Raw genomic sequence first — 11,757 nt, 5'->3', positions numbered from 1 at the left:
GCGCTGCGATCAACTCTTGAGTTGCTCATCAGCGGGAGGCGAATTCTACAGCGTTACAACCGCGTGTCAAACTCTTTTTTCTCACCGCTGCCGATCACTCCAGACCCGACCTCCTTCCTCGCTGACTCTTCACGCTAAAACCTTGCAAACTATTGATCTACAAGGCTTTTTCGTTTCCGTCTGCGCCGGAAGTGGGGCGAATTATAGACACCTCACAGAAGGCGTCAACCGTTAATTTCAAAATCGCCGAAATTGACCGTTTCGTGATTACCTATATAGAAGAGCACGCACACCTTGCGCAATATATTGCCCATTCATTGATTATTCCGCATCATGCGCCATTACCTGTGCCCGGATCACACCCAGGATGTACATCTGAAATGTCTGAGAAATCCCGCAACATAGCCTCTGCCCTGTTCCCTCTGGGACTGCTGATGATCGCCATGATCTCCATTCAAAGCGGCGCGTCGCTGGCAAAGAGTCTTTTCCCTGTCGTGGGCGCGCAAGGCACCACAACACTCAGGCTGGTATTCGCCAGCCTTATCCTGGTTGCCGTCCTGCGCCCGTGGCGGGCGAATCTGACTGCAAAGTCGTTACGCACTGTGGTGATCTACGGCGTTGCGCTGGGCTGCATGAACCTTCTCTTCTATATGTCGTTGCAGACAGTACCCCTGGGAATTGCAGTAGCCCTTGAGTTCACCGGTCCGCTGGCGGTGGCTTTGCTGTCCTCCCGCAAGCCCATCGATTTTCTCTGGGTGACTCTGGCAGTCATTGGCTTGCTGCTGTTGATCCCTCTGGGGACCTCATCTGCCGCAATTGATCTGCTCGGTGCCGGCTACGCCTTGGGCGCCGGTGTGTGCTGGGCCGCGTACATCGTGTTCGGTCACAAGGCCGGCGCCGACAACGGTGTGCAGACAGCAGCGCTCGGCGTCGTGATTGCCGCGCTCTTTATAGGGCCGATAGGCGTGATACACGCAGGCTCTGCGTTACTGGATATTTCACTGATACCCGCAGCATTGGGTGTCGCCATCCTCTCGACTGCCCTGCCCTATAGCCTGGAGATGATTGCCCTGACGCGGATGCCGGCGCGTACATTTGGCACACTGGCAAGCCTGGAACCCGTCTTCGCTGCGCTTTCAGGCCTGATGTTTCTTCATGAAAGCCTTTCACTGACTCAATGGCTGGCGATCGGCGCAATCATCTTCGCGTCCATCGGTGCAACCCTTGGCTCGGCAAACAGCAAACCTCAACTGGTGCCGGCCGACTGAACTTACCACGCAGCAAGAAGCCATATGGCACTAGCATTTGTAACGCGCATGCGCCATGTTTGTACCTGACCGATTTATCTTCGGTGGCTATGCGTTACAGTTCAAAAGACTCATGGTCCAGTCAATCGGATGGATCGCGATCAGCAATGGCCCGCTAAGGAAAGGAATGAAATACATTTTTGTCGTATTGGCCATACTGGCTGTGGCAGGTTGTGCAGCCACGTCCAAACCCGTCACGCAAAGCAAGCGAGGCATCCACATCAACTGCTCAGGCCTCACATCGTCCTGGGCAAAATGCTACGAACTGGCTACCAACTCCTGCGCTTCGAGGACTTTCAAGGTGATCGCGAAGTCCGGCGATGCCACCGAGGAGCCCGAAGACTATCCGTTCGGCCTGAACCCGGCGGGCTACACCAGCCGCAGCATGATCATCGTGTGCAGGAAAGCTGCACCTCTGGCCGATCCGTCGCCGCAGGACTAAGCCCGCGGCAACGCAGAGCCTTGATCAGACGGGGATCGTGCGGGCCTGCAGCCACAACAGCGCAGTGCCCTGCAGCAGTGGGCTCAACCGCTTCAGAACCTGCACATGGTAGTCGTTCAGCCAGGCGCGCTCTTCTGCGTTCAACATCGACACCTCGAGGCAACGGGTGTCGATCGGACACAGCGTCAGAGTTTCAAAGCGCAGAAACTCGCCGAACTCGGTTTTGCCGGCTTCCTGGTTGATCACCAGGTTTTCGATACGCACCCCCCAGCGTCCAGGACGGTACGTACCCGGCTCGATGGACGTGATCATGCCCGGCAGCATGGCCGTCTGCGGCGTTGCCGGCGCCTGATAGGCAATGACCTGCGGCCCCTCGTGCACATTCAGGAAATACCCCACTCCATGCCCGGTGCCGTGGCCGTAATTGACACCCTCACTCCAGATAGGCGCTCGGGCAATTGCGTCCAGCAGCGGCGACAGAATGCCCTTGGGAAAATGAGCACGCGACAGCGCGATCACACCCTTGAGGACGCGCGTACAGTCCTGCTTCTGTTCGACACTCGGTGTTCCGATCGCCACCATGCGCGTGATGTCGGTGGTACCACCAAGGTACTGGCCGCCCGAATCGATCAGCAGCAGACCATCACCTTCTATCCGTGCATGCTCCGCCTCGGTCGCGCGGTAATGTGGCATCGCGCCATTGGCGTTGAAGCCCGCAATGGTGGCAAAGCTCGGCGAGACATAGCCCGGACGCCGCTCGCGTGCCTGCGTGAGCTTTTCATCAATGGTCAGTTCGCTGACAGGCTCTCGCCCCAGCGCACTGTCCAGCCAGGCGAAGAACTCGCAAAGCGCTGCGCCGTCCTGCTCCATTGCCTGACGGATGTGGGCCGTATCAGCTTCGGTTTTTTGCGACTTCAGTAACGTGCTCGGGTTAAGCCCTTCAACCAGCGTGACCTCGCTGTCCAGGTAATCGAGCAGCCCGCAGGTAACCCGGGCCGGATCGACCAGCAGTCGCGCATCCTTCGGCAGCTCGCGCAAGGCGGCGCCAATCTGCGTGTACTCCATGAGGTTGATGCCGTCGCGCTCCAGGCGCGCACGTACCGGGTCCGGCACTTTCTTCGAGTCCACGAACAGCGTGACGCTTTGCGGACCGATCAAGGCAAATGCGATGAACACCGGATTGTAGGAAACGTCTGCGCCACGCAGATTGAACAGCCAGGCGATGTCGTCCAGCGTTGCAATGAAGTGCCAGTCAGCTTTTCGCTCGGCGATGATCTGACGAACCCGCGCAAGTTTTGCGCTACGGTCCAGTGACGCCTGGGGAGGCAAATGCTCGTAAATCGGGTGAGACGGCAACGCGGGGCGGTCCTGCCACAGCTCGGTGAGCAGGTCGATATCGGTTCGCAGCCGCGCGCCGCGTTCATAGAGCTTGCTTGCCAGGGTTCGCGAAGAAGCAACGGCGAGAACCGCCCCATCAACGGCCACCACGCTCTCGGCCTTGGCCTCGTCTGCCAGCCATTCGAGCGGACCTTGCTGGCCGGGCACCAGTTTCACCAGCTCGATGCCACTGCCGGCCAGCTCTTTGGTGGCCTGTTCCCAGTAGCGGCTGTCAGCCCATATGCCGGCAAAATCCTGCGTGATGATCAGTGTACCGACCGAGCCGTGAAAACCCGACAGCCACTGGCGCCCCTGCCAATAGCCGGGCAGGTATTCGGAGAGGTGCGGATCCGCTGACGGCACCAGATAGGCATCGATGCGCTCCCTGCTCATCAAGGCGCGGGTTTGCGCCAAACGTTCTGCCACGTCTGAACTGGCATTGGATTGCGTGCTCATTGACTCTCCTGCTGACCCGGAAATTGACTGCTTTCATTGGTTCAGATAATGGAGCACTCACCGAGCCTGAGCAACCGCCCAGAACGCTGGCTCAATCAAAGAGGCGCGAATCAAGTCAGCTGCGCGCGCTATGTCCTGCTCGCGAGTGAAGCGCCCCAGACTCAGGCGTATGGTCTGGCTGGCGGCCTGCGGGCTCAGTCCCAGGGCGAGCAGGACATGCGACGGCAGGTTTTTCGCCGAGTTGCAGGCGGAGGTGGACGAAAAGGCGAGGCTCTCACCCAGCGCGGCGACGTCCAGATCGTTATGGGTAAAAGTAAAACTGAGTGTGTGGGCAATCCGCTGCGTGGGACTGCCGTTTATACACACGCCGGGGATCTCGGCCAGGCGATCACAAAGAAGATCGCTCAAGCGCTGTATTTCAACCGCCTCCTCTTCAAGCACTTCTGCCGCCAGGGCAAAAGCCGCGCCCATTCCGGCGATCTGATGCGTCGCCAGCGTCCCGGAGCGCAGGCCGCATTCGTGCCCTCCCCCGTGAATCTGGGCGAGAACACGCTGCTGCGCACGCGGGCCGACATACAAGGCGCCAATGCCTTTGGGCCCGTAGATCTTGTGTGCCGAGAGCGACATCAAATCCACCGCGAGCTGGCTGAGGTCGATCGGCAGCTTGCCAGCGCCCTGTGCAGCGTCGACATGCAGCAGCGCCCCGTGCCCACGTACGCGCCTGCCGATTTCGGCGATGTCGTTGACGGTACCCAGCTCGTTATTGACCAGCATCAGCGAGACCAGAAAGGTATCGTCACGCAAGGCTGCACTGACTGCATCGGCACTGATCAGACCCTCGCTGTCCGGCGCCAGCCAGGTGACATCGACGCCCTGTTCCTCAAGTTGACGAGCAGTGTCGAGGGTAGCCTTGTGCTCGATCAGGCTGGTGATGATATGACCAGGTCTGCCTCCGGCGGCGGCTTGCCGCTTGGCACGTTCCTGAGCCACCCCCTTGAGTGCCAGATTGCTGGACTCGGTCGCGCCGGAAGTCCAGATGATCTGCGAGGCTTGCGCACCCACCAGATGTGCAACCTGCTCACGGGCAAGTTCCACTGCAAGGCGGGCCTTTTGGCCGAACGAATGGGAGCTGGAGGCAGGGTTGCCGAAGTTGCCCGACGCCCCCAGGCAATCGACCATCACCCTGATGACACGCTCGTCCACAGGCGTGGTGGCAGCGTAATCAAAATACAGCACTGGCTCGTTCATGCGCGTTCCTCGTTCACAGACCATGAAGAGGATCATGCACGAAATCAAATAGAACCAAAAATTATCAATTAGAATTTATATAGACAAAAATAGAATATATAAAAAGGTACTGTCGTAAAAAATCTGTTTACCTCTTGACGTCTGAGAGAAGCGGTCGGTTGTGTCATTAAACACACATCGGCGGATGATATTTTTTTGACATACATATAAATCAGTACGTTAGATTCACTGCCCTACCATTTATCAAAAATCTAACAGAAACCTGACGAAATAATTTGACAGATACCCTGCCGCCACCGATATATAGGACCGTCAGGCACATTCCGGTTTTACGCACATGCCGCAGAGCATGGCGTCGGAATAATCAGCCGAAGTTGACTGTTGTTCCGTCTCACTCTGTCAGTTATTTCCACGGCGCTTATCAGGCGCTGGCGGATGTCTGTTGACTCTCACTTCCTTTTTAAAATGCTGAATGCGTTCGGTGTGGCGGTAGCGTTGCCTGTTGCAATGCGACCCACTCGACGCTTACGCGTTGATTCTGTGTAAGCAGTGCCCTGACTGGATCGACACGATTCGGCGGTAGCGTGCCCGGCAATCAACGTACCTCTGCGACAGATGCCCGGTCACCCGCTTGGCAACGCGCTGATTCAAAGAAATATGGAGGCTTCGATGATTAACGTGACCAAGACGTATCTGGGTGATATCGACCAGTTCAAACGCTACGTCGAAGGCATCTACGCACGTGGCTGGCTGACCAATCACGGTCCGCTGGCCAGGGAACTGACGGATCGACTCAAGGACTACCTGGGTGTCAGGCACATTATTCTGACCAACAACGGCACCCTGGCTCTGCAAGTGGCCTATCGGGCTCTCGGCCTGAGTGGCAGCGCAGTGACCACGCCATTCAGTTTTGTCGCGACCAGCAGCTCGCTGCAGTGGGAAGGTATCCGGCCCATCTTTGCCGATATCGATGCTCACACCTGGAACATCTCGCCCAAACACATCGAAAACAGTATTGCCGAAGACACCACTGCGATCGTCGCCACCCACGTGTTTGGCAATCCTTGTGACGTGCAAGCCATTGAGCACATAGCCCGCGAGCACAAGCTCAAGGTCGTCTATGACGGCGCACACGCATTCGCCGTGCGTCACGCCGGCCAGTCGGTGCTCAATCATGGCGATATCAGCACCCTGAGTTTTCACGCCACCAAACTGTTTCACACCATTGAAGGTGGCGCGATCATCACCAACGATGACGAACTGGCCAGACAGGCCCATCTGATGTGCAACTTCGGCATTTCCGGCGTCGACCGGATCGATGGGATCGGCATTAACGCCAAGCTCAACGAGTTCTCCGCCGCCATGGGGCTGTGCATTCTCGACAATATCGACAGCATTCTCGAACAGCGCGCAGAGATAGCCGATCACTACACCTCATCGCTGCAAGACTATCTGGATCTGCAGACACCGCAGGCCGACAGCCAGTTGAATCACAGCTATTACCCTGTGGCCCTGCGCGACGAGCAACAACTGTTGAGCGTGCGCACAGCACTCAACCAGCACAAGATCAACCCCCGCCGTTACTTCTACCCCTCGCTGGACACCCTTGAATACCTGCAGCCTCAACCCGGCCAGCCGGTCTCCAGAGCGTTGAGCGAACGAGTGCTGTGCCTGCCGATCTATCCAGGCCTGCTGAGAAGCGAGCAGGACCTGGTGATCCGCACCCTGATCGAAGCCTGCACTGTGACTGAAGCTGACTACCGGGCTTGCACCGTTGCGCGGGTCTGCTGACGATCATGCCAGGCAAACATTCCCTCATCCGCAACACCCTTCTGAATTACGGCGGGCAGGCTTATGTGCTGCTGATCGGCATTCTGATCATGCCGTTCTATCTGGGCCACCTGGGTGCCGAAGCGTACGGCCTGATCGGTTTCTTCACCCTGCTGCAAGCCTGGCTGCAATTGCTGGATGCCGGTCTGTCGCCCAGCCTGGTGCGTGCCGTGGCGCACGGGCGAGACACTCCTGCAAGCAAACACTATCTGGGCCGTCTGTTGCGCTCGTTCGAACTGATCTTTCTGCCGATGGCCATGTTCAGCGCCCTGCTGGTCTGTGTCGCCAGCCCCTGGATCGCTGCGCACTGGCTGAACGCGAACACGTTACAACCTGACACGCTGACGCATTGCATCACCTTGATGGGCATCATCATTGCCCTGCGTCTGTATTCGACACTGTACAAAAGCGGCATTCAGGGCCTTGAACAACATGGCTGGCTCAACGCAGCCAATGTGTCGATCGCTACGTTGCGCTATTTCGGCGGCCTGGTGCTGGTCAGTCAGTTTTCCCGGGACCCGCAGGACTTCTTTGAATTTCAACTCGCGGTGGGGCTGATCGAAACCCTGCTGTTTGCTGGCAAGGCCCGCGGGCAGATGCCTGCGCCACATTGGCTGACCGGCCTGGACTGGCCATTGATCAAGCCGCTGCTGCCCTTTGCCGCCAGCCTGTCGCTGAGCGCTGTGCTGTGGATTGTGCTGACCCAGGTGGACAAGGCACTTCTGTCGAATCTGTTGCCGCTGGACCAGTACGGCTACTTCTCACTGGTGGCGTTGATCGCCACCGGCATCGTGATGCTGACCAACCCGCTGGTTCAGACGCTGCTGCCGCGCCTGACCGTGTTGATGGCCGAGGGGCGGCGCGACGAGATGCACGCCTTGTTTCTGGCCGCCAATCGTCTCGCCTGTACCTTTCTGTTCCCGCTGGCTGCGGTCATTGCCCTGTATGCAGAGCCATTGATCCTCGCCTGGACCGGCGATCCGGTCGCTGCACGCTGGAGTCGTCCGGTGCTGGGCTGGTATGCACTGGGCAGCGCCATCATGGCCGCCAGTGCCTTTCAGTTCTATTTGCAATACACCTACGGCCGGATGCATTTGCACCTGTGGTACAGCCTGATTTCGACGCTGATCAGCGTGCCGGTGATGATTCTGGCGATCCATTACCAAGGCGTGTACGGCGCGGCGTTGGCGTGGTTTTTTCTGCGTGCGACGTCCTTCGCGATATGGCCAGTCATCGTGCATCGACATCTGGCGCCCGGTCTTCACCGCCAGTGGTTGAGCGACATCCTGCGTATCAGCGCGATGACCGCCGCAGGCCTGGTGGTCAGCGCCCCCGTCTTCAATCTGATTGCCGGTGAAAGCCGTACCAGCCTGCTTCTGGCACTCGCACTCAGCGGCCTTGTCACGCTGACGCTGGTGGCGGCGAGTCACAGGCCGCTGGCATCGAAACTCTATGTTCTGTTCAGTAAACCGAGTACTTGAGCCATGGACGACACTGTAAAAAATACCGACGAAACCTGTCTGGCACCGCCGCTGCTGAGCATCATATGCCCTGCCTACAACCAGGAGGCCTTCATCGCTCAGGCGCTGGACGGGCTTTTGGCACAGCAGACCGATTTCAGGTACGAAATCCTGATCAACGACGACGCCTCCACAGACGCCACCGCGCGCATCATTGCGCACTACGCCGAGCGGCATCCGACGATCATTCGGGCCTTCTATCAGCAGGTCAATCAGTACAGTCAGGGCAGAGCGTGCGTCCCGGGCCTGTTTGGCGATGCACGCGGTCGCTACATCGCCTACTGCGAAGCCGACGACTATTGGACCGATCCGCGAAAGCTGCAGCAGCAAGTGGACTTTCTCGAAGCTCATGCGGATTACGTCATCACCTATCATGACGCGTTCGTCTTCGATGAGCACGGCCAGTATGGCGTGCAGTTGCAAGGCCATCTGCGCGCCGATGCCTCGGCACTGGAGTTGCAACAGGCAAGACGCCTGTCGACCCTGACCGTCTGCTTTCGCAATGTGTTCAGCCAGATGCCACCCGAATTGAGCCTGTGCAGCGCGCCGTTGAACGATATGTGCTGGTGGTCGTTGCTGGGGGCCTACGGCAAGGGCAAGTTCATGGCCGGGATCAAGCCGGCCGCTTATCGGATGCACCCTGGAGGGGTGTTCTCGATGCGCAGTGACAAACGCAAGTTGCATATGAACCTGCAGACCTGCTCAAGCCTGGCCAACTATTACAACCGCCTCGGCAATCAGCCGCTGTACCAGTATTTCCTGATGCAGACGGTGTGCCTGTCGCTGGCGGCACTCGCCCCCCGCCACAAGTTGCAGACGCTGTGCAAAGTGGCAGGCAACGTGATCGGCAACCTGGCCAGGCGCCTGTTGCCAGCCACCGGCAAAGCTCATGTTCAGTAGTGTGCTGGTGGTGTGCGTGGGCAACGTCTGCCGCAGCCCGATGGCCGTCGCGATGCTGCATCAACGCCTGAAAGCCACACAGGTACGTATTCAGTCGGCAGGCATCGCTGCGTTATCGGGTTCGTCGATCGACCCGACAGCACATGCGGTTCTGCAGTCGCACCGGGTGCAGCCTCAGCGGCATGCCGCTCGCCAGATGAGTCGCGAGCTGCTGCGCCAGGCCGACCTGATCCTGCTGATGGAGCAGGCGCATTTTTCCGACGTCCTCGACCTTGCCCCCGAAGTGCGCGGCAAAGCCTTTCTGATCGGTAAATGGCAGGACCCGCTCGACATCACCGACCCTTACCGACGACCCGCGTCGGCCTTCGAACAGACCTACGCGCAGCTCTCACGCTGCATTGACGACTGGCTTCCCCATTTTCAGTCAGGAGCAACAGGATAAATGACCGCCATTAACCATCCTTCCCTGAATTTCCAACCGGACTCCCGGATTGATCTGGCAACGGTCCTGCGCATGCTGTTCGATCACAAAGCCCTGATCCTGTGGACCGTCGGCGTGTTTTTTCTGATCGGCCTGGGCTATGCCATTCTTGCCACGCCGGTGTATCAGGCCACCGCCATGATTCAGATAGAGCCCCGGAAAATCGGCATCGAGGGCACGCCGGAGGTCAGTGCCAAGCCACTCTCGGTGTCGCAGGCGACCACCGAGATCGAGCTGATCAAGTCCCGCGCACTGCTGGGCAAGGTCGTCGACGATCTGCAGCTCAATAGGCTCCAGACACCTGATTTGTTTCCTGTGATCGGTCCGTATCTGTATCGCACCTTCAAACCCGCACGCGACGGTGAACTGGCGCAGCCTTTGTTCGGCCTGACCCAATATGCGTGGGGCGGCGAAAAAATAGAGGTGTTCCAACTGGAAGTGCCTGAGCACCTGCTGGGTGAAAAACTCACCCTGACCGCAGGCAAACCCGGCCAGTTCACGCTCTACGATAGCGAACACACTCTGCTGCTCGGTGGTGCGATCAATCGCGTGGTCGAAGGCCACGGCATCAAGATTCAGGTCGCTACGCTGCAGGCCCGGCCCGGTACTGACTTCACTGTCTCCAGACAGCGCACACTCAGCACCGCGCTGATCTATCAGAACCGCCTGAAGATCGCCGAGGCCGGCAGGGACTCGGGCATCATCTATCTGTCGATCGAGGACCAGGACGCACAAAGGGCCAACCGGATTCTCGATGAGGTCAGCCATCTGTACGTACGTCAGAACGTCGAGCGCAGTTCGGCTGAAGCCGCCCAGCGGCTGCAGTTCCTGCGCTCGCAGTTACCGGCCGTGCGCAAGCAGCTCGAGGAATCGGAAACCGCACTGAATACCTTCCAGACCAGCGCCCGATCGGTGGACCTGAGTATCGAAACCAAGGGGGTGCTTGACCAGGTGGTCAGTCTCGACTCGATGCTGTCTGAGCTGAAACTCAAACGCGTCGAACTGGAACGGCTGTATACCCGTGAGCACCCGACCTATCGCAGTCTGATGAGCCAGATAAACCAGCTGGAACAACAGCGCCAGGGCCTGCTGAAAAAAATCGACGCGCTGCCCATGACCCAGCAGGAGTTGTTGCGTCTGACCCGCGATATGCAGGTCATCAGCCAGACCTACACGCTGATGCTCAACAAAAGCCAGGAGCAGGACATTCTGCGCGCCGGCAACATCGGCAACGTACGGGTCATTGACAACGCCGACACCAATGTCGAAAGGCCCGTGAAACCGATGAAGACACTGATTGTGCTGATCGCCACGCTGCTCGGCGCGCTGGTCGCGATGACCATGGTTTTCGTGCGCCAGGCGTTCTACCGCGGCGTCGAAAGCGCCGAGATCATCGAAAATCTGGGTATGCCGGTCTACGCGTCGCTGCCCCACTCTCGTCAACAGGAGCATCTGGACAAGCGCGACCATGCCGGCAAGGAGTCGAAGTTGCTGAGCATCGCGGCGCCCGCCGAGCTGGCGATTGAATCATTGCGCAGCCTGCGCACAAGCCTGCACTTCGCCATGCTTGAAGCACGCAACAACGTGCTGATGATATCCAGCCCGACACCGGGTGCCGGCAAATCGTTTGTATCGAGCAATCTGGCGACCATCATTGCCCAGACCGGCAAACGGGTCCTGCTGATCGATGCCGACATGCGCAAAGGCTATCTGCATCGCCTCTTCGGGCTACAACCCAAACACGGGCTGTCCGACACACTGGCGGCGCGTTTGCGCTGTACCGAGGTCATCAACACCACCCGTGTCCGGCATCTGGATTTCATCTCCTGTGGTTTCGCCGCGCCCAACCCCTCGGAACTGCTGATGCATGACAACTTCCACAAGATGCTTGCCGAACTGTCGCCGCTGTATGACCTGATTCTGATCGACACCCCGCCCATTCTGGCCGTGACCGACGCGACGCTGGTGGGCCGTCAGGCGGGCACTTGCCTGCTGGTGGCGCGCTTTGGCATGACCACCGTCCAGGAAATCGAAGCCAGCAAACGCCGTCTGGGTCAGAACGGAATCCTGATCAAGGGCGCCATTTTCAACGCGGTGGTGCGCAAGGCCACAACGTCCGACTACGACTGCGCCGCCTACGGCTACAACTACCACCCCGCGCCCCGATAGAAGGGACGCTGCCTGCCGCTGACCGAG

General features: G+C 58.7%; 9 protein-coding genes. 7 read left to right on the top strand and 2 right to left on the bottom strand.

The window, feature by feature from the left end:
- Nucleotides 1-380 precede the first annotated feature (380 nt).
- Nucleotides 381-1,268, top strand: a complete 888-nt coding sequence (gene rhtA / locus KBY08_RS04875) for a threonine/homoserine exporter RhtA (protein ID WP_104652637.1) — start codon at nt 381-383, stop codon at nt 1,266-1,268.
- 166 nt (nt 1,269-1,434) lie between these two features.
- A complete protein-coding gene (locus tag KBY08_RS04870; protein ID WP_003315720.1) occupies nt 1,435-1,749 on the top strand; it encodes a hypothetical protein in 315 nt (104 codons plus the stop codon).
- A 24-nt stretch (nt 1,750-1,773) separates the two neighbouring features.
- On the opposite strand, the gene KBY08_RS04865 is transcribed toward KBY08_RS04870, so the two are convergent.
- Together KBY08_RS04865 and KBY08_RS04860 are read right to left on the bottom strand one after the other, a co-directional pair.
- Nucleotides 1,774-3,582 (bottom strand): aminopeptidase P family protein, encoded by a 1,809-nt coding sequence (locus tag KBY08_RS04865; protein ID WP_096135312.1) that lies wholly within the window; start codon nt 3,580-3,582, stop codon nt 1,774-1,776.
- Nucleotides 3,583-3,639: 57 nt separating this feature from the next.
- The gene (locus KBY08_RS04860) at nt 3,640-4,830 is read right to left on the bottom strand and encodes a cysteine desulfurase family protein (protein ID WP_024660862.1); all 1,191 of its coding nucleotides are present in this window, start codon (nt 4,828-4,830) and stop codon (nt 3,640-3,642) included.
- 669 nt (nt 4,831-5,499) lie between these two features.
- Here KBY08_RS04860 and KBY08_RS04855 point away from each other — a divergent pair.
- Genes KBY08_RS04855 through KBY08_RS04835 form a run of 5 tightly spaced genes read left to right on the top strand, consistent with a single transcriptional unit; the run spans nt 5,500 to nt 11,730 of the window.
- Nucleotides 5,500-6,621, top strand: a complete 1,122-nt coding sequence (locus KBY08_RS04855; protein ID WP_003407602.1) for a DegT/DnrJ/EryC1/StrS family aminotransferase — start codon at nt 5,500-5,502, stop codon at nt 6,619-6,621.
- A gap of 5 nt (nt 6,622-6,626) precedes the next feature.
- A complete protein-coding gene (locus KBY08_RS04850) occupies nt 6,627-8,141 on the top strand; it encodes a lipopolysaccharide biosynthesis protein (protein WP_032636368.1) in 1,515 nt (504 codons plus the stop codon).
- Between the two features lie 3 nt (nt 8,142-8,144).
- Nucleotides 8,145-9,080 carry a glycosyltransferase family 2 protein gene (locus KBY08_RS04845; protein WP_024638417.1) on the top strand — a complete coding sequence of 312 codons (936 nt, stop codon included), beginning with the start codon at nt 8,145-8,147 and terminating at the stop codon, nt 9,078-9,080.
- Nucleotides 9,070-9,522: a low molecular weight protein-tyrosine-phosphatase gene (locus tag KBY08_RS04840; RefSeq protein WP_011268288.1), complete on the top strand. Its 453-nt coding sequence runs from the start codon at nt 9,070-9,072 to the stop codon at nt 9,520-9,522. Before KBY08_RS04845 ends, KBY08_RS04840 begins: the two co-directional genes overlap by 11 nt.
- A complete protein-coding gene (locus KBY08_RS04835; protein ID WP_060406676.1) occupies nt 9,523-11,730 on the top strand; it encodes a polysaccharide biosynthesis tyrosine autokinase in 2,208 nt (735 codons plus the stop codon).
- Nucleotides 11,731-11,757 lie beyond the last annotated feature (27 nt).

The sequence above is a fragment of the Pseudomonas sp. P135 genome (assembly GCF_020312125.1).
Lineage (GTDB): Bacteria > Pseudomonadota > Gammaproteobacteria > Pseudomonadales > Pseudomonadaceae > Aquipseudomonas > Aquipseudomonas fragariae.
The sequence above is the reverse complement of the archived record's forward strand: the minus strand, read 5'-3'. Positions and strand labels throughout refer to the sequence as shown.